Raw genomic sequence first — 17,289 nt, forward strand, 5'->3', positions numbered from 1 at the left:
CGCGACGCCTCGCGGCCCCGGCTCAGTCCGCCACCCGCACCCGGAAGGCGTCGGCGTCCCACGTCCCGTCGAGCCGTGGCGCCAGCCAGCCCGGGGCCGCCGCGCGGAAGGCGGAGGGCGCCAGCGCCCCCGCGCCCGTCGGCAGCGCGCCCAGCAGCGGGGCCCCGGCGACGTCCGGCAGGTCGGTGACGTTGCACCGCATCGCCAGATCCGGGGAGTTCGGCCAGTCGCCGATGACCACGCCCAGCAGCTCCAGCTCACGCCCACGCAGTTCACGAGCCGTCAGCTCCGTCGTGTTCAGCGTGCCCAGCCCCGCCGAGGACACCAGCAGCACCGGCGCCCGCAGCAGCCGAGCGGCGTCGGCCAGCGTCCCGCCCGCCTCGTCGAACCGCACGAGCAGCCCGCCCGCCCCCTCGACGAGCACCAGGTCGTGCGCCGCCGCCAGCTTCCGCGCCGCCTCCGCCACGTCGTTCGGGCGCACGGGCGTCAGACCCGCCCGCCGCGCCGCAGTCGCGGGCGCCAACGGCTCCGGGAAGCGGGCGACTTCGACCGCCGTGAGCGTCCCCGCCAGCCGCGCGACCTCTTCGGCGTCCCCCGGCTCGCCGGGCGCCACACCGGTCTGCGCCGCCTTCAGCACGGCCACCGACCGGCCCGCCGCCAGCGCCGCCGCGGCGACCGCCGCCGTCGTGACCGTCTTGCCGACCTCCGTGCCCGTCCCCGTGATCACCAGGATCGGCATGCTCACTCCTCCCGCGCCGCGGCGCACACCGCACGCGCGATCCGTGCCACGTCCTCGTCCGACGTGACGTACGGCGGCATCGTGTAGACGAGATCGCGGAACGGCCGCAGCCAGACGCCCTCGCGCACGGCCGCCGCGGTGGCCGCCCGCATGTCCACCTCGTGGTCCAGCTGGACGACCCCGACGGCGCCGAGAACCCGTACGTCCCGCACGCCCGGGAGCCCCGACGCCGGCGCGAGCCCCTCCCGCAGGCCCGACTCGATCCGCTTGACCTCCGCGAGCCAGTCCTGTCCGAGCAGCAGCTCGATCGACGCGCAGGCCACGGCCGCGGCGAGGGGGTTGCCCATGAACGTCGGACCGTGCGCCAGCACCGGCACCTCGCCCCGCGAGATCCCGTCGGCCACCCGCGCGGTGCACAGCGTCGCCGCCATCGTCAGATAACCGCCGGTCAACGCCTTGCCCACACACATCACATCCGGCGTGACCGAGGCGTGCCCCGCCGCGAACAGCGCGCCCGTACGGCCGAAACCGGTCGCGATCTCGTCGAACACCAGCAGCACGTCGTGCGCGTCGCACGCCTCGCGCAGCACCCGCAGATAGCCGGGGGAGTGGAACCGCATCCCCCCCGCGCCCTGCACCACCGGCTCCACGATGACCGCTGCCAGCTCGTCGGCGTGCCGTTCGACGGCCGCGCGCAGCCCTTCGGCGTACGCCTCGTCGTACTCCGCCGGGGGAGCGTCCACGAAGACCTGCCGGGGCAGCACCCCGGTCCACAGGTCGTGCATCCCGCCATCGGGGTCGCACACGGACATGGGCTGCCAGGTGTCGCCGTGATAGCCGCCGCGCCAGGTCAGCAGGCGCCGCTTGGCCGGACGGCCCAGCGAACGCCAGTACTGCAGGCACATCTTCACGGCGACCTCGACCGACACCGAACCGGAGTCGGCGAGGAAGACGTGCTCGAGGCCTTCGGGCGACATGTCGACGAGCAGCTTGGCCAGCCGGACGGCGGGCTCGTGGGTGAGCCCGCCGAACATGACGTGACTCATCCGTCCCAGCTGCTCGCGCACGGCGTCGTTGAGCACCGGGTGGTTGTAGCCGTGGATCGCCGACCACCAGGACGACATGCCGTCGACCAGCTCGCCCGAGCCGTCCGCCATCCGCAGCCGGATCCCGCTCGCCGACTCCACGACGAGCGGTTCGGCCCGGCCGGGCATCGGACCGTAGGGGTGCCACACATGCCGCCGGTCGAGTTCCAGCAGCTCCGGCACGCCGAGCGGGGACGGCTCAGGCATTGGGCGCGAGGTCGGTGCCGGCGCCGCGGCGGCGCACGGCGACCAGGTCGGTGCGGGCCTCCCCGGCGGCCGCCGCGGCGGCGGGGGCGGTCGCCGCAGCGGGTACGGAGCCGCAGACGCCGCCCTCGTGCGACCCGCAACCCGCCAATTCCTCGGAGCCGCAGCCGCCGCCCGCGTGGGACCCGCAGCCGCCCCGCGCCGCCCGGTGGCCGGGCAGCGTGACCTGGTCCGCGCCCTCCACCTCGAAGCCGGCGTCCGCGATCATCTCCAGGTCGGCCTTGCCCGCCTGGCCCTCGGTCGTGAGGTAGTCGCCGAGGAAGATCGAGTTGGCCAGGTGCAGCGCGAGCGGCTGCATCGTGCGCAGATGGACCTCGCGCCCGCCCGCGATGCGGACCTCGACGTCCGGGCAGACGAACCGCACCATGGCCAGGATGCGCAGGCAGCGCTGCGGGGTGAGGTTCCACTCCTTGGCGAGCGGGGTGCCCTCGACCGGGATGAGGAAGTTGACCGGCACCGAGTCCGGGTCCAGCTCGCGCAGCGAGTAGACGACGTCCACCAGGTCCTCGTCCGTCTCGCCCATGCCGGCGATCAGACCCGAGCAGGCCGACAGGCCCGCCGCGTGCGCCTTGGTGACGGTGTCCACCCGGTCGGCGTAGGTGTGCGTGGTCGTGATCTCCCCGTACGTCGACTCCGACGTGTTGAGGTTGTGGTTGTAGGCGTCGGCGCCCGCCTCGCGCAGCCGCTCGGCCTGGCCGTCGGAGAGCAGACCCAGACAGGCGCACACCTCGACGCCCTCGTTCTGTTCCTTGATCGCCTTGATGGTGTCGGAGACCCGGTCGACGTCCCGGTCCGTCGGCCCGCGCCCGGACGCCACCAGACAGACCCGCTTGGCGCCCCCGGCGAGACCGGCCGCGGCGGCCTGCGAGGCCTCCTCGGGCTTGAGCCAGGTGTACTTCAGGATGCCGGCCGTCGAGCCCAGCCGCTGGGAGCAGTACGAACAGTCCTCGGGGCACAGGCCCGACTTGAGATTGACGAGGTAGTTGAGCTTCACCCGTCGCCCGAACCAGTGCCGGCGCACCTTCCCGGCCGCGGCCACCACGTCCATCACGTCGTCGTCGGAAGTGGCGAGGACGGCCAGAGCCTCCTCGCGGGTCGGCAGCTCGCGCCGAAGCCCCTTGTCCACCAGCGTGTTCAGCAGGTCCATGAGAGCCGATCCTGTCCTACGCACCCGCTCCGGGCCAAGGTAGGGATCACACAACACACCCGGTTCGACGTGTGGGTATTGCCACACCGTGGGCGGGCGGCCCTGCCGCTAGGGTCTGTCCGCTACCTACAAAGCCCCGGAGGACCCATGGCGTTCGGCTGGATCGACGAGCAGGCGGAGCTGCGCCGCCGGGCCGGACTCGTACGGACGCTGAGGCCGCGCCCGGCCGACTCTCCGCTGCTCGACCTCGCGAGCAACGACTACCTGGGTCTGGCCCGTCATCCCGAGGTCGTCGAGGGCGCCGCGGACGCCGCCCGCACCTGGGGCGGCGGCGCCACCGGCTCCCGCCTCGTCACCGGCACCACCGAGCTGCACGGCGAGCTGGAGCGGGAGCTGGCGGACTTCTGCGGCTTCGAGGCGGCGCTGGTCTTCTCCTCCGGCTACGCGGCCAACCTCGCCGCCGTCACCGCGCTGGCCCCGCACGGCTCGCTGATCGTCTCCGACGCGGGCAACCACGCCTCGCTCATCGACGGCTGCCGGCTGGCCTGGGGCGCCGTCCAGGTCGTCGCGCACGCCGACCCGGAGGCCGTGCGCAAGGCGCTCGACGCCCACGACGGACCGGCCGTGGCCGTCTCCGACGCGGTCTTCTCGGTCGACGGCGACGCGGCCCCGCTGGCCGGTCTCGCCGCGGCCTGCCGGGAGCACGGCGCCGGACTCGTCGTCGACGACGCCCACGGACTGGGCGTGCTCGGGGACGGCGGCCGGGGGACCGCGCACGCGGCCGGTCTCGCCGGCGCCGGCGACGTCGTCGTGACGCTCACGCTGTCCAAGTCGCTCGGCAGCCAGGGGGGCGCGGTGCTGGGCCCCGCGCGGGTGATCGAGCACCTGGTGAACGCGGCCCGCACGTTCATCTTCGACACGGGCCTGGCCCCGGCGGCGGCGGGCGCCGCGCTGGCGGCCCTGCGGCTGCTGCGCCGGGAGCCGGAACGCGCGGCACGCGCGCGTGCGGTGGCGGCCGAACTGCACGCCCGGCTGACGGCCGCGGGCCTGGAAGCGGTGCGTCCCGACGCCGCGGTCGTCTCGGTGCGTGCTCCGTCCCCGGAGGAGGCTCTGCAGTGGGCGGCGGACTGCCGCACGGCAGGCCTGGCCGTGGGCTGCTTCCGACCCCCTTCCGTGCCCGACGGGATCTCACGCCTGAGGCTCACCGCCCGTGCGGACCTCTCCGGGGCCGAGGTGGAACGGGCGGTGCGGGTGATCGGCGGGACGCGGCCGTGAGTCGGCGGGACAGGGCCGTGGGCCGCCGGTGACGGAGGGCGCCTTGCGGCGTCGTCAGCTGCGGCTCGGTCGGCGGAGCGCGGCGGTGAAGCCCGTCCAGCTCTCGGGGGAGAAGAGCAGGGCGGGGCCGGCCGGGTTCTTGGAGTCGCGCACGGCGAGCAGACCGGCCCAGGGGCCGCGGTCGGGCCGGGCGGTCTCGACGCAGTTGTTGGCTCCGGTGCTGTAGCTGCTGCGCAGCCACCGCATCGGCGGGAGAGGGTCGGGACCGGTACGGGAAGGTACGTTCCGCGGTACTGCGGACATGGTGCCTCCTTATGCGCCGCCGGCGAGAGCGGCGAGGTGATCCGATGATTCCCCGGGCGAAAGGGCTTGCGCCCTAAGGGCGTTGAAGGCCTGGGCATAGGCCTGGAGGTCTTCTTTCCGTTCGAGATAGAGGCTACTCGTCAAGTGGTCGAGAACAACCACATCCAGATCAGAAGTGCGCGAAAATGAAAAGATAACGAAAGGGCCGGTTACCCCGATATGCGCACCCGCCCTGAACGGCAGCACTTGAAGACTCACGTGCGGCATTCGGGAGGCCTCCGCAAGCCGTCGCAGCTGGTGCGCCATCACCTCGGGACCGCCCACCTCGCGGCGCAGCACCGACTCGTCGAGCACCGCGCTCAGCTCCAGCGGCGGCTGGGCGCGCAGCACGTCCTGGCGGGCCAGCCGCACCTCCACCAGGGCGTCCAGCTGCTCCTCGTCGAGGCCCTCGACGGCCGCCAGGGTCACCGCGCGTGCGTACTCGGGCGTCTGCAGCAGACCCGGCACCACGGTCGTCTCCAGCGTGCGCATCGCGCTGGCCTGGGACTCCAGGCTGATGAAGTCCCGGTAGGCGGGCGGCAGCACCCCGCGGTAGGCGTGCCACCAGTGGTCCCGGCCGCCGCCACCGCCGGCGCCGGAGTCGGCGCCCGCCAACGCCAGCATCAGCTCCCGCAGTTGCGGATCGGCCACCCCGTAGACGTCGAGGAGTAACCGCACATCGGCCGGTTTCGATCCACTGGTGCCGGTCTCGATACGGCTCACCTTGGACTGGTGCCAGCCCGCGAGCCGGGCCGCCTCACCGCTGGTGAGGCCCGCCTGGGCGCGTAAAGTGCGCAGTTCCGCGCCCAGCTTGCGGCGGCGCACCGCCGGTCCGTGCTGCACGGGCTTCTCCTTACTCCTGACAGGCCGAGCAAATACGCTCTGTCGTCGCAGAGTTCACCGCATCGAGCGACAGATATATGCACATCTTGGTGGATCGCCACCCGTGACCGGCGTCGTGATGGCAGTCTGGCGAAGAAGCACCAGTCCGGGACCGTACTCGAACGATCCGCGCCGTATCGGGCTCCGGTCCCGTGGGAAAGGTACGACGTCGCCATGGCAGATCACCTGGAAGCAACCGTCACTCTGCCGAGCGATCCCGCCTCGGTCTCCACGGCCCGCGCGTTCGTGGTCGGCGCCCTCGGCGAGTGGGGCCTGCCGGCGGACGCCGAGGCGGCCGACACCGTCCGCCTGATCGTCTCGGAACTCGCCACCAACGCCGTGCAGCACACCTTCGGTCAGTCACCCACCTTCACGGTGGACCTCGTGCTCGACCGCGACGAACGTCTGAGCATCGGCGTGACCGACAGCCACCCGCGCTTTCCGCAACGACTGCCGGCCGCCGTCCAGCAGGACAACGGCCGAGGCATGGTGATCATTCGCTGGCTGACCGCGGAGGCCGGCGGCAGACTCAGGGTGCGGCCCACCCGGGAGGGCGGCAAGACGGTCATCGTCGAGCTCCCGTGGGCCGTCCCGGCGGCGGAGCCTGCTGCCGGAGTCCTGGCGGTCCCGGCGGTCCCCGCGGAAGGCGAGCTCCCGGGGCGGTGAGGGCGTGTCAGGACGCCGTACACGGCCCCGGGAGGTCCGGATGGGCCCGGCGGCTCGGCCGGACCCGGCAGATCGGCGCCAGGTCCCGTCGGACCCGGCGGATCGGCGCCCCGGGCCTAGCGGACCCGGCCGTACCAGACGCTCTTGGTCCAGATCTTCTGCAGCTTCACCACGTCCCCGGTCTTCGGCGAGTGCCAGATCTTGCCCTTACCCGCGTAGATCCCGACGTGGTACACGTTCGACCCCGAGTGGAAGAACACCAGGTCGCCCGCCTTGCGGCTGGACGCCGAAATGTGCTTCGTCTTGTTGTACTGCTGGGCCGCCGTCCGCGGCAGACTCTTGCCCGCCTTCTTGAACGAGTACATCGTGAGCCCCGAGCAGTCGAACCTCTTCGGCCCGGTGGCCCCGTACTTGTACGGCGCACCCTTCTTGGAAGCCGCGACCTGCAGCGCCTTCGTCGCCGGTGTGGCGGCCGCGGCATCCGGAGCGAGCCCCGGGACCACGACCGTGCCGCCGACGGCGGCGATGGCGAACGCCGAGGCCGTACCGGCCCGGGCCATGAGCGACGGGACACGATTGAGCGCAGTCATGCGCAACCCTTCGTCAGCCGCCTGTGAAGGATGACCTGTCGGATTCGGGCTGGCGAAGTTGCCCGGCCGCGTCAGCGGCTTCACCCCAAGGGCTGCTCGGCCCGGTCATGGCGTGACCGTTCCGGCGACCCGTCGTGCTTGGGTCCTCCACTCCTGCCGATGCACTCCTGTCGACCGGTCATCCGGGAGGCGGCAGGACTCGGCGTCCACCCGGACCGCCCCGCCGCTTGTGGCGGGGGCTTGTCGTCAGTCAGGGATCTTGGCTCACGGATGTCCGAAAATCCCAACGGAACCGGGGATTTGTGGGGTTACTCACCACTCACCCGTTCGGGTGAACACCCTGACGGGTGATCAGGTGGCGCGCCGTCTCAGGGGCTCCCACCAGCGGCGACGTCTTCTGTTCCGCTCGAAGAGCGCCCTTTCGCGCAAGTTCTGGGCGTCCGGGGGAACAGTAGACGTTCTGCCGAACGGGGGTACGCCTTCTGGGCCGTTTCGACTCCGGCCCGGACGTCACGTCCGAGTCGGGAGTCGTCCTCGCCGAGGGCGCCCGTGCCGCCGGCCGCCGGAGCCGCGAGCCGTACCCGGTCAACTCCCGGAGGCCGGCGGCAGCGTGACGCGCGCCGTGCGGCGCTCCCCGTCCAGGACGCGCAGCGCCCGTGCGAGCGTCGGCGCGTGCAACTCGCTCTCCCCCCGCTGGTGCATCAGCGTCAGCGCGTCGCGCAGCGCGGCCGCCTTGCTCACCAGCGCCTGGGCGGCGCGCAGTCCGCGGTAGGTGTCCGTGTGGTGGGCGGGGTTGATGCGGCCGAGCAGGTCGACGACGTCGAGGTAGCCGTCGATCAGCTCGGCCTCCGCGCGGGTCAGCGCGGGCAGCGGCGGCAGTTCGGGCACCATCGCCGGCTCACCTCCCGTCCTGCGTCCCGGACGGCGCCTTGCGGCTCGGGATGATCCCGTCCACCAGGCCGTACTCCACCGCCTGCGGGGCGGTGAGGAACATGTCGCGCTCGATGTCCGCGGTCACCTGCTCCGGGGTGCGCCCGGTGTGCCGCACGAGCATCTCCTCCAGGGTCGCGCGGGTGCGGGCCAGCTCCTCGGCCTGGACGGCCAGGTCGCCGGCCTGCCCCTCGACCGGCTCGGGCAGCGAGGGCTGGCGGATCGTCATCCGCGCCCCCGGCAGGCTGAACCGCTTGCCCGGCGTGCCCGCGGCCAGCAGGACCGCGGCCGACGTGCCCGCCTGCCCCAGGCAGGTCGTCGACACGTCGCACGTGACGAACCGGATCGTGTCGTACAGAGCCGTCATCGCGCTGAACGAGCCGCCGGGGGAGTTGATGTACAGCGCGATGTCCCGGTCCGGGTCCTTGTGCTCGAGGTACATGAACTGGGCCGTCACGTCGTTCGCCGAGACGTCGTCGACCGGGGCCCCCAGGAACACGATCCGCTCCTCCAGCAGCTTGGAGTACGGATCCATCGTGCGGCGGTGCCCCGAACTCGTCCGTTCGGTGAACTCGGGCAGGACATGGCGGGCGAGCGGTCGCTGCATGGGTGTGCCCCCTCCTCTACGTCTGGCGCGTCTGTAAGAAATGTACAGGACGTACGTGACGTTAGAATGGGTCCATGGCCTACGAGATTCCGGTGACGCAAGCCAGGGCTGAACTCGCCGACCTGATCAACCGCGTGGTGTACGGCGGTGAGCGCGTCGTCGTGACCCGGCACGGCAAGCCCCTCGTCGCCCTCGTCTCCGCCGCCGACCTGGAACGACTGGACGAACTGGACCGCCCTGCCGAGGAGCAGGTGATCCGCTCCGTGTCGGCCGTGCGCGAGGTCGCCTCCGCTCCCCGCGAACAGCAGCGGTTCGGGATCGCCGCGGAGCACCGGCGGCCCGGAGCGTCGTAGGGGCCGTCGCGTCGTCGGGCCCGACGAGTCGTGAGGCCCGTCGCGTCGTGGGGCCCGGCCCGTTGCGGCGCCGGCGAAAGGGTCCGCGAAAAGGCGAGAGGCTGTGCGCCCTGAGGCGCACGGCCCGCATGTGCCGCCGTCGTTCAGCCGACGAGCGCCGGTGCGCGTTCCCCGGCGGCGGCCGCGTCCGCCCCTGCCGCCCGGGACCGCAGCCGGGCGCCCAGCAGGACGGCTCCGAGGCCAAGGACCGCCCAGCAGGACAGCGTGAGCGCCGGGCCCGTCGCCGCGGCGCCGTCGAAGAACGCCACCGAGCGCAGCAGGGTCGTGCCGGCGCCCGGCGGGAGCCACTGTCCGATCGCGCCGGCCGGCTCGGGCAGCATCTGCGGGGCCGAGCCCGCCCCCGAGAACGGGTTGCCCAGGAACATCATCACGAGCGCCCCGGCGCCGATGCCCGCGGGGCCGAGCAGTGCGGCGCAGCCCGCCACCGCGGCGCTCACCGCCAGCGTCGACAGGGAGAACACCGAGGCCTCCGCCCACCAGCCGCCGGTGAGCACGCCGAGCCAGCTGTGCGCCAGGGCGGCCGCGACCATCCCCACGAGGACGGCGGCGCCGGTCAGCGCCAGCGCGGCCCGGACCCCGCGCAGCCCGAGCAGGGTGACCGCGGCGCCGGCCATGATGCCCGCGAGGGCGAGGGGCAGCACGCTCGCGGTGAGGGCCGCGCCGCGCGGGTCGGCCGACGGGGCGGGAACCACGTCCACCGTCCTCACCGCAGTGCCGTCGGCGGCCGCCTGCCGGGTCACGGCCTGCTGCAGCAGCTGTGCCACGACCGGGCTCGCGGCGGACGCCGTCAGCAGTTCAGTCCCGTCGGCGGTGACGACGACCGCGCCGTATACGGTCCGCTGCGCGATCGCGTCACGGGCCGCCGCCTCGTCGGCGTAGCGGTGAATCTCGAAGGCGTCCCCGTGCCCGGCGAGTCGCTGTTCCAGCGGGGCCGTGACGGCGGCCGGACCGGCCACGCCGAGCGGCAGGTCGCGGGGGGCGGTGCGGGCCGCGGGCCAGGCGAAGGCCCACAGGGCCGTGGCGGCGAGTGCGGGCACGAGCAGGACGACGGCGATCAGGCGCCGGGTGACGGACATGGATACCCCCAGGGGTGATGCTGTGGTGACGGTATGGAGTCGCAGAAAGAAGGATCGTTCGTTTTACGTGCTCCACGGTCCCGCCCGGCGCTTCGCTTGTCAAGAATGAATGTTCGTTTTACGTTGGGGGCATGGCTCGTGTCTCCCAGGCCCACCTCGACGCCCGCCGCCGTCAGATCCTCGACGGTGCGGCGGTCTGTTTCGCCCGCAACGGCTTCCACGCCACCTCGATGCAGGACGTGCTGAAGGAGGTAGACCTGTCGGCCGGGGCGGTGTACCGCTACTTCAGCGGCAAGGAGGAGCTCATCGCCGCGATCGTCGGCGAGGTCCTCGGCCAGGTCCGCGAGGCCTTCGAGGAGGAGGCCCGGCCCAGCCCGCCCCCGCCGCCCGACGTGCTCGTCGCCGCGGTGCTCGGCCGGACCCTCGCGGCCCGCGCGTCCCTGACGGTCGACGGCCGCCCCGCCTTTCCCCGCCTGGTCGTCCAGGTGTGGGCGGAGACGCTGCGCAACGAGGAGCTGTCGGGGGTCCTGAGCGAGGGCTACGGCGGCGTGCGCGAGTCCTGGGCGCGGATCGTCGCCGCCTACCAGGCCGCGGGGATGATGCGGTCCGACGTCTCCCCGGACCACGTGGCCCGCACGCTGATCGCCACCGTCCTGGGTTTCGTGGTCCAGCAGTCGCTGTTCGGCCCCGCGCCCGTCGAGGTGCTCGGCGACGGCCTGCGCGCGTTGATGAGCGTGTCGCCCCCACCGTCGCCGGCCTGAGCGGTCACAGCTGGGTTAACTTGCCCGAAACGCTCTCCAACTAGCCTGCCGATCCATGCCACCAGGGGCATTCCCCCCGTGGCCGCGGCAACCGGGCCCCGCACGGTCCGGAGCGAGGATGTGAGGTGGGACGTGCAACTGACCCCGCACGAGCAGGAGAGGCTGCTGATCCACGTGGCGGCCGACGTCGCCGAGAGGCGCCGGGCCCGCGGGCTGAAGCTCAACCACCCCGAGGCGGTGGCCCTCATCACCTCGCACATCCTCGAGGGCGCGCGGGACGGTCGTACGGTCGCCGAGCTCATGTCCTCGGGACGCAAGCTGCTCACCCGTGACGACGTCATGGAGGGCATCCCCGAGATGATCCACGACGTCCAGGTCGAGGCCACCTTCCCCGACGGCACCAAGCTCGTCACCGTCCACGACCCGATCGTCTGAGGGAGAGGCCGCCATGATTCCCGGAGAGATCCTCTTCGCCGAGGGGCCGGTCGTGTACAACGAAGGCCGTGCGGTGACCCGGCTCACCGTGCTCAACGCCGCGGACCGGCCCGTCCAGGTCGGCTCCCACTACCACTTCGCCGAGACCAACCCGGGTCTGGAATTCGACCGCGCCGCCGCGCACGGCAGGCGGTTGAACGTCGCCGCCGGCACGGCCGTGCGCTTCGAGCCCGGGATCCCCGTCGAGGTCGAACTCGTCCCCCTGGCGGGCGACCGGATCGTGCCCGGGCTGCGCGGGGAGACCGGAGGCGCTCTCGATGCCTGAGATCTCGCGAGCCGCGTACGCCGACCTGTTCGGCCCGACGACCGGCGACCGCATCCGGCTAGCCGACACCGACCTGCTGATCGAGATCGAGGAGGACCGCTGCGGCGGCCCCGGACTCGCCGGTGACGAGGCGGTCTTCGGCGGCGGCAAGGTCATCCGTGAGTCCATGGGACAGTCGCGGGCCACCCGCGCCGAGGGCACGCCCGACACCGTCGTCACGGGCGCGGTCATCGTGGACCACTGGGGCGTGGTGAAGGCCGACGTCGGCATCCGGGACGGGCGGATCACCGGCATCGGCAAGGCCGGCAACCCCGACACGATGGACGGCGTCCACCCGGACCTGGTCATCGGCCCGGAGACGGAGGTCATCGCCGGCAACGGGCGGATCCTGACGGCCGGCGCGGTCGACGCGCACGTCCACTTCATCTGCCCGCAGATCGCCGACGAGGCCCTCGCGTCGGGTGTCACCACCCTGGTCGGCGGCGGCACGGGACCGGCCGAGGGGTCCAAGGCGACGACCGTGACGCCCGGCCCCTGGCACCTCGCGCGCATGCTGGAGGCGATGGAGCACTACCCGCTGAACATCGGCTTCCTCGGCAAGGGAAACACCGTCTCGCACGACGCGATGCTCTCGCAGATCCGCGGCGGGGCGCTGGGGCTGAAGCTGCACGAGGACTGGGGCTCGACCCCGGCCGTCATCGACGCCTCGCTGACCGTCGCCGACCGCACCGGAATCCAGGTCGCGATCCACACCGACACGCTCAACGAGGCCGGGTTCGTGGGCGACACGCTGGGAGCGATCGCCGGACGCGGCATCCACGCGTACCACACCGAGGGCGCGGGCGGCGGGCACGCGCCGGACATCATGACCGTCGTCTCCGAGCCGCACGTGCTGCCGAGCTCGACCAACCCGACGCGGCCGTACACGGTCAACACGGCCGAGGAACACCTCGACATGCTGATGGTGTGTCACCACCTCAACCCGGCCGTCCCGGAGGACCTGGCGTTCGCCGAGTCGCGGATCCGGCCGTCGACCATCGGCGCCGAGGACGTCCTGCACGACCTCGGGGCGATCTCGATCATCTCCTCCGACGCGCAGGCCATGGGCCGGGTCGGCGAGGTGATCCTGCGGACCTGGCAGACGGCGCACGTGATGAAGCGGCGGCGGGGCGCGCTGTCCGGGGACGGGCGGGCGGACAACCGCCGGGTCCGCCGCTACGTCGCCAAGTACACGATCAACCCGGCTCTCGCGCAGGGACTGGCCCGCGAGATCGGGTCCGTCGAGAGCGGGAAGCTCGCCGACCTGGTGCTGTGGGAGCCGGCGTTCTTCGGCGTCAAGCCGCACCTCGTCATCAAGGGCGGGCAGATCGCGTACGCCCAGATGGGCGACGCCAACGCCTCCATCCCGACGCCGCAGCCGATCCTGCCGCGCCCGATGTACGGCGCGATCGGCCGGGCGCCCGCCTCGAACTCGTTCAACTTCGTGGCGCCGCTCGCGATCGAGGACGGACTGCCCGAGCGTCTGCAGCTGGGCAAGAAGTTCGTCGCCATCGAGTCCACGCGCGGTGTCACCAAGGCGGACATGCGGGAGAACGACGCCCGGCCGCATGTGGCGGTCGACCCCGACAGTTTCGCCGTGCACATCGACGGGGAGCTCGTCGAGGCGACTCCGGCCGCCGAACTGCCCATGGCGCAGCGCTACTTCCTGTTCTGAGACCGAGGACCACACCGTGACCAGAGCGGCACTGCTCGTCCTCGCCGACGGACGCTTCCCCGCCGGAGGGCACGCGCACTCCGGCGGGGCGGAGGAAGCCGTCAAGGCGGGGCGGATCACCGGCGCGGCAAGCCTCGAGGCGTTCTGCCGGGGCAGGCTGCACACCGCCGGACTCGTGGCGGCGGCGCTGGCCGCGGCGGCGGCCGCCGGGGCGGACCCCGCGCGACTGGACGCCGCGGCGGACGCCCGCACCCCCTCCCCGGCGCTGCGGCTGGCCGCGCGCAGACTCGGGCGGCAGCTGATGCGGGCCGCCCGGTCCGCCTGGCCGAGCGCCGAACTGGACGCGCTGGCGCGGGAGTTCCCCAAGGGAGCGCATCAGCCGGTCGTGCTGGGGCTGACGGCGCGGGCGGCCGGCCTGGGGGCGGCGGACGCCGCCTACTGCGCGGTCTACGAGAGCGTGAGCGGACCCGCCACCGCCGTCGTGCGGTTGCTGAGCCTCGACCCCTTCCAGGCGACCGCCGTGCTGGCCCGGCTGGCGCCGGAGCTGGACCTGGTGGTCGACCGGGCCGTGTCCTGCGGCACGGCGGCGCCGACGGAGGGCGTCGACGTGCTGCCCTCCGCGTCCGCTCCGCTGCTGGAGACAGGGGCGGAGGTGCATGCGGCCTGGCCCGTGCGGCTGTTCGCGTCCTGAGTCTCCCCGCCCCCGCCACCCCTTCCCACCCCGGCCTCGGGGGCTGCCGCCCCCGTGCCCCCGCTTCGGCCCTGGACGGGCCTTGTCCTCGAACTCCCCCAGAGGGGGCACCCCCAGACGGGCCGTAGTGCCCCGCTCGGCTGAATGGAGCCGTTGTGCATCTCGATCACATCCATCAGGGTCCCGCCGCCGTCAGCGCCGACGCCCGTCGGCCCGACGGCTCGCGGCGTGCGCTGCGCATCGGCCTGGGCGGGCCCGTCGGGTCCGGCAAGACCGCCACCGTCGCGGCCCTGTGCCGGGCGTTGCGGGACGAACTGTCCCTGGCCGTCGTCACCAACGACATCTACACCCGTGAGGACGCCGAGTTCCTGCTGCGGGAGGCCGTGCTGCCGCCCGAGCGGATCACGGCCGTCGAGACGGGCGCCTGCCCGCACACCGCGATCCGGGACGACATCTCCGCCAACCTCGAAGCCGTGGAGGACCTGGAGGACGCCGTGGGGCCGCTGGACCTCATCCTGGTCGAGTCGGGCGGGGACAACCTCACCGCCACCTTCTCCCGGGGGCTGGTGGACGCCCAGATCTTCGTCATCGACGTGGCGGGCGGGGACGACATCCCGCGCAAGGGCGGCCCGGGCGTCACCACCGCCGATCTGCTCGTCGTCAACAAGACCGACCTCGCGCCGTACGTGGGCTCCGACCTCGCCCGCATGGCCGCCGACGCGAAGGCGCAACGGGCCGAACTGCCCGTCGTCCTCCAGTCCCTGCGCGGCGACGGCGGCGTCACCGACGTCGCGGCGTGGGTGCGTTCACGGCTCGCCGCCTGGGCGGCGTGACATGGGCGGGGTGTGCGCCACCGCACGCATCGGGGCGATCGCCGACGGCCGAGGAGGCACCTCCCTGCCCGTGCTGGAAAGCGACGGGCCGCTCGCCCTGCGGCGTACCCGGGCCGTCGGCGACGAGGCGCGCGTCCTGCTGGTCGGGGCGATGAGCGGGCCCCTCGGCGGCGACCGGTTCGCCGTGGAGGCGGACGTCGGCGCCGGGGCCCGGCTGCGGGTCGGCTCGGCCGCCGCCACCATCGCCCTGCCCGGTCAGGCCAAGGACGAGGCGCGTTACGACGTGCGGCTCACCGTCGCCGACGGAGGCGAACTGCACTGGACGCCCGAGCAGTTGATCTCCGCCGCCGGCAGTGACCTGTACGTCTCCACGCGTGCCGACCTCGGCGCCGGCGGCCGCCTGGTGCTGCGCGAGGAGCAGGTGCTCGGGCGGGTGGGGGAGGAGCCGGGCCGGTTGACCAGTCGGCTGGTCGTGAAGGTCGCCGGGCGGACCGTCCTCGATCAGGAGCTGGCGTGCGGCCCGGGCGCGCCCGGCGGCTGGGACGGACCCGCCGTTCTCGCGGGACACCGCGCCGTCGGACAACTCGTCGTCGTCCGGCCGGAGTTCGCGGAGCGGCCGGCGACGGCCCGGACGTTCGGCGAACAGGCCTGCATCATGCCGTTGGCCGGCCCTGCCGCGCTCGTCACGGCCCTCGCACCCGACGCACTGCGGCTGCGCCGCGTACTGGACGAAGCCCTCGCCGACCTGCGCATCCGATGAACGGTACCTTCCTCTCCGGTTATCGGATTGGCAAAGAAGGTCAACGACACCTTTTCTCAGGCGCCTCACAGCAGCGAGGATCCACCCTGCCGCCATAACCAGGTAGGGGAGTTCCCACTTGAAGGACATACGACCGAACAAGCGCGTCGCAGCGCTGGGCTCGGCGGGCATACTCGTCACCGCGACACTGCTCGCCGGCGCCGTCAACGCGCCCGCGGCGAGCGCGAGCAGCAGCCGCCCGGGCCAGGACCGCGAGGCGCGGGGCGCGGCGATCGCCGCCGAGCGCGCCGCGAAGGCCGGCATCGACTGGCAGGACTGCCCGGCCGACTGGGGCCTGGAGAAGCCGATCAAGTGCGGTTGGGTCACCGTTCCGGTCGACTACGCCAAGCCGAACGGCAAGCAGATCAAGCTCGCCGTGGACCGCATCGGCAACACGGGCACGGCACAGGAGCGCCAGGGCGCGCTCGTCTACAACCCCGGTGGCCCCGGCGGCTCCGGCCTGCGCTTCCCCCGCCGCGTCACCACCAAGGCGCCCGTCTGGGCCAACGTGGCCAAGGCCTACGACTTCGTCGGCTTCGACCCGCGCGGCGTGGGCCACTCCGCGCCCATCTCCTGCATGGATCCGCAGGAGTTCGTCAAGGCGCCCAAGGCCGACCCGGTCCCGGACACCACGGCCGACAAGTACGCCCAGCGCAAGCTCGCCCGTGAGTACGCGCAGGGCTGCGCCGAGCGCACCGGCAAGGCGATGCTCCAGCAGATGACCACGCCGAACACCGTGCGCGACCTGGACGTGATCCGCGCCGCGCTCGGCGAGCGCAAGCTCAACTTCCTCGGCGTCTCCTACGGCACCTACCTCGGCGCCGTGTACGGCACGATGTTCCCGGGGCACCTGCGCCGCATGGTCGTCGACAGCGTCGTCAACCCCTCCCGCGAGAAGGTCTGGTACGAGGCCAACCTCGACCAGGACGTCGCCTTCGAGGGCCGCTGGAAGGACTGGCAGGACTGGGTCGCCGCCAACGACGCGACCTTCCACCTCGGCACCACCCGCGCCGCCGTCCAGGCGAAGTGGCTCGAGCTGCGCGCCACCGCGAAGAAGAACCCCATCGGCGGCGTCGTCGGCCCCGCCGAGCTCATCTCCTTCTTCCAGAGCGCCCCGTACTACGACTCCTCGTGGGTGCCGGTCGCCACCGTCTTCAGCGCGTACTTCGCCGGGGACGTCAAGGCCCTCGTCGACGCGGCCTCTCCCGACCTGACGGACACCGCCGGCAACATCTCCTCGGAGAACGGCAACGCCGTCTACACGGCCGTCGAGTGCACCGACGCCAAGTGGCCCACCAGCTGGAAGAAGTGGGACCGCGACAACACGGCGCTGCACAAGAACCACCCGTTCATGACGTGGGCCAACGCCTGGATGAACCTGCCCTGCGCCACCTGGCCGGTCAAGCAGCAGACCCCGGTGCACGTCACCACCCACAAGGGTCTGCCGCAGGTGCTGATCGTGCAGTCCACGAACGACGCGGCCACCCCGTACGAGGGCGCCGTGGAGCTGCACAAGCGTTTCCAGGGCTCCCGCCTGATCACCGAGAAGGGCGCGGGCTCCCACGGTGTCACCAGCCTGGTGAACACCTGCATCAACAGCCGGGTCGACGCCTACCTGCTCACCGGCAAGCTGGACCGGTCGGACGTGACGTGCGCGCCGCACGCCACGCCCAAGCCGTAGGGCTCGAGGGCAGGACTCGGGCGGTGACGCTCGA

Annotated in this window: 20 protein-coding genes and 1 riboswitch; of the genes, 11 read left to right on the top strand and 9 right to left on the bottom strand. The window is 72.7% G+C overall.

The genetic code is table 11. The annotated features are described in order from the left end of the window. Nucleotides 1–22: 22 nt before the first annotated feature. From bioD to bioB, 3 genes are read right to left on the bottom strand one after another with little or no spacing between them, the layout of a single operon-like run. A complete protein-coding gene (gene bioD / locus ACH4ZA_RS14385) occupies nucleotides 23–739 on the bottom strand; it encodes a dethiobiotin synthase (protein WP_319282033.1) in 717 nt (238 codons plus the stop codon). 2 nt (nucleotides 740–741) lie between these two features. Next, on the bottom strand, nucleotides 742–2,031 hold the full coding sequence (locus tag ACH4ZA_RS14390; protein ID WP_319282035.1) for an adenosylmethionine--8-amino-7-oxononanoate transaminase: 1,290 nt from the start codon (nucleotides 2,029–2,031) through the stop codon (nucleotides 742–744). Further along, complete coding sequence (bioB, locus tag ACH4ZA_RS14395) at nucleotides 2,024–3,235, bottom strand: biotin synthase BioB (RefSeq protein WP_398429550.1); 1,212 nt, start codon at nucleotides 3,233–3,235, stop codon at nucleotides 2,024–2,026. Before bioB ends, ACH4ZA_RS14390 begins: the two co-directional genes overlap by 8 nt. Nucleotides 3,236–3,382: 147 nt before the next feature. Between bioB and ACH4ZA_RS14400 the strand changes: the two genes are divergently transcribed. Continuing rightward, nucleotides 3,383–4,510: an 8-amino-7-oxononanoate synthase gene (locus ACH4ZA_RS14400; protein WP_398429552.1), complete on the top strand. Its 1,128-nt coding sequence runs from the start codon at nucleotides 3,383–3,385 to the stop codon at nucleotides 4,508–4,510. Between the two features lie 54 nt (nucleotides 4,511–4,564). Here the strand turns inward: ACH4ZA_RS14400 and ACH4ZA_RS14405 are convergent, their stop codons facing one another. Both ACH4ZA_RS14405 and ACH4ZA_RS14410 read right to left on the bottom strand, forming a co-directional pair. Beyond that, entirely contained in the window at nucleotides 4,565–4,813 is a 249-nt protein-coding gene (locus ACH4ZA_RS14405) for a DUF397 domain-containing protein (protein WP_319282041.1), read from the bottom strand. Nucleotides 4,814–4,822: 9 nt separating this feature from the next. Continuing rightward, nucleotides 4,823–5,695, bottom strand: coding sequence for a helix-turn-helix transcriptional regulator (locus tag ACH4ZA_RS14410; protein ID WP_319282043.1), 873 nt, complete (start codon nucleotides 5,693–5,695; stop codon nucleotides 4,823–4,825). A 213-nt stretch (nucleotides 5,696–5,908) separates the two neighbouring features. Here ACH4ZA_RS14410 and ACH4ZA_RS14415 point away from each other — a divergent pair, with 213 nt between their 5' ends. Then, nucleotides 5,909–6,400: an ATP-binding protein gene (locus ACH4ZA_RS14415; protein ID WP_398429554.1), complete on the top strand. Its 492-nt coding sequence runs from the start codon at nucleotides 5,909–5,911 to the stop codon at nucleotides 6,398–6,400. Between the two features lie 116 nt (nucleotides 6,401–6,516). Here the strand turns inward: ACH4ZA_RS14415 and ACH4ZA_RS14420 are convergent, their stop codons facing one another. The 3 genes from ACH4ZA_RS14420 to ACH4ZA_RS14430 form a co-directional block, all read right to left on the bottom strand. Then, entirely contained in the window at nucleotides 6,517–6,990 is a 474-nt protein-coding gene (locus ACH4ZA_RS14420; RefSeq protein WP_319282046.1) for a C40 family peptidase, read from the bottom strand. 3 nt (nucleotides 6,991–6,993) lie between these two features. Next, a riboswitch (cyclic di-AMP (ydaO/yuaA leader) is annotated at nucleotides 6,994–7,205 on the bottom strand. A 370-nt stretch (nucleotides 7,206–7,575) separates the two neighbouring features. Next, complete coding sequence (locus tag ACH4ZA_RS14425; protein WP_319282048.1) at nucleotides 7,576–7,881, bottom strand: hypothetical protein; 306 nt, start codon at nucleotides 7,879–7,881, stop codon at nucleotides 7,576–7,578. A 7-nt stretch (nucleotides 7,882–7,888) separates the two neighbouring features. Then, the gene (locus tag ACH4ZA_RS14430; protein ID WP_319282050.1) at nucleotides 7,889–8,527 is read right to left on the bottom strand and encodes an ATP-dependent Clp protease proteolytic subunit; all 639 of its coding nucleotides are present in this window, start codon (nucleotides 8,525–8,527) and stop codon (nucleotides 7,889–7,891) included. 74 nt (nucleotides 8,528–8,601) lie between these two features. On the opposite strand from ACH4ZA_RS14430, the gene ACH4ZA_RS14435 reads away from it, so the two are divergent. Continuing rightward, a complete protein-coding gene (locus ACH4ZA_RS14435; protein WP_319282052.1) occupies nucleotides 8,602–8,880 on the top strand; it encodes a type II toxin-antitoxin system Phd/YefM family antitoxin in 279 nt (92 codons plus the stop codon). Between the two features lie 143 nt (nucleotides 8,881–9,023). Here the strand turns inward: ACH4ZA_RS14435 and ACH4ZA_RS14440 are convergent, their stop codons facing one another. Beyond that, the gene (locus ACH4ZA_RS14440) at nucleotides 9,024–10,016 is read right to left on the bottom strand and encodes an ABC transporter permease (protein ID WP_398429555.1); all 993 of its coding nucleotides are present in this window, start codon (nucleotides 10,014–10,016) and stop codon (nucleotides 9,024–9,026) included. Between the two features lie 131 nt (nucleotides 10,017–10,147). Here ACH4ZA_RS14440 and ACH4ZA_RS14445 point away from each other — a divergent pair, with 131 nt between their 5' ends. The 8 genes from ACH4ZA_RS14445 to ACH4ZA_RS14480 all read left to right on the top strand — a co-directional run bounded on the left by ACH4ZA_RS14445 (nucleotide 10,148) and on the right by ACH4ZA_RS14480 (nucleotide 17,255). Then, nucleotides 10,148–10,777, top strand: a complete 630-nt coding sequence (locus tag ACH4ZA_RS14445) for a TetR/AcrR family transcriptional regulator (RefSeq protein WP_319282056.1) — start codon at nucleotides 10,148–10,150, stop codon at nucleotides 10,775–10,777. A gap of 132 nt (nucleotides 10,778–10,909) precedes the next feature. Next, nucleotides 10,910–11,212 (top strand): urease subunit gamma, encoded by a 303-nt coding sequence (locus ACH4ZA_RS14450; protein ID WP_057580927.1) that lies wholly within the window; start codon nucleotides 10,910–10,912, stop codon nucleotides 11,210–11,212. A gap of 13 nt (nucleotides 11,213–11,225) precedes the next feature. Further along, entirely contained in the window at nucleotides 11,226–11,537 is a 312-nt protein-coding gene (locus ACH4ZA_RS14455; protein WP_319282059.1) for an urease subunit beta, read from the top strand. Next, the gene (locus ACH4ZA_RS14460; RefSeq protein WP_398429557.1) at nucleotides 11,530–13,251 is read left to right on the top strand and encodes an urease subunit alpha; all 1,722 of its coding nucleotides are present in this window, start codon (nucleotides 11,530–11,532) and stop codon (nucleotides 13,249–13,251) included. Before ACH4ZA_RS14455 ends, ACH4ZA_RS14460 begins: the two co-directional genes overlap by 8 nt. A gap of 16 nt (nucleotides 13,252–13,267) precedes the next feature. Then, nucleotides 13,268–13,942 carry an urease accessory protein UreF gene (locus ACH4ZA_RS14465; RefSeq protein ID WP_398429558.1) on the top strand — a complete coding sequence of 225 codons (675 nt, stop codon included), beginning with the start codon at nucleotides 13,268–13,270 and terminating at the stop codon, nucleotides 13,940–13,942. A gap of 155 nt (nucleotides 13,943–14,097) precedes the next feature. Then, nucleotides 14,098–14,775 carry an urease accessory protein UreG gene (gene ureG / locus ACH4ZA_RS14470; protein WP_398429560.1) on the top strand — a complete coding sequence of 226 codons (678 nt, stop codon included), beginning with the start codon at nucleotides 14,098–14,100 and terminating at the stop codon, nucleotides 14,773–14,775. Nucleotide 14,776: 1 nt separating this feature from the next. Then, the gene (locus tag ACH4ZA_RS14475; RefSeq protein ID WP_398429561.1) at nucleotides 14,777–15,535 is read left to right on the top strand and encodes an urease accessory protein UreD; all 759 of its coding nucleotides are present in this window, start codon (nucleotides 14,777–14,779) and stop codon (nucleotides 15,533–15,535) included. Between the two features lie 118 nt (nucleotides 15,536–15,653). Next, nucleotides 15,654–17,255 carry an alpha/beta hydrolase gene (locus ACH4ZA_RS14480; protein ID WP_398429563.1) on the top strand — a complete coding sequence of 534 codons (1,602 nt, stop codon included), beginning with the start codon at nucleotides 15,654–15,656 and terminating at the stop codon, nucleotides 17,253–17,255. Nucleotides 17,256–17,289 lie beyond the last annotated feature (34 nt).

Origin of the sequence: Streptomyces sp. NPDC020597 (assembly GCF_044335095.1) — a bacterium.
Classification (GTDB): Bacteria; Actinomycetota; Actinomycetes; order Streptomycetales; family Streptomycetaceae; genus Streptomyces.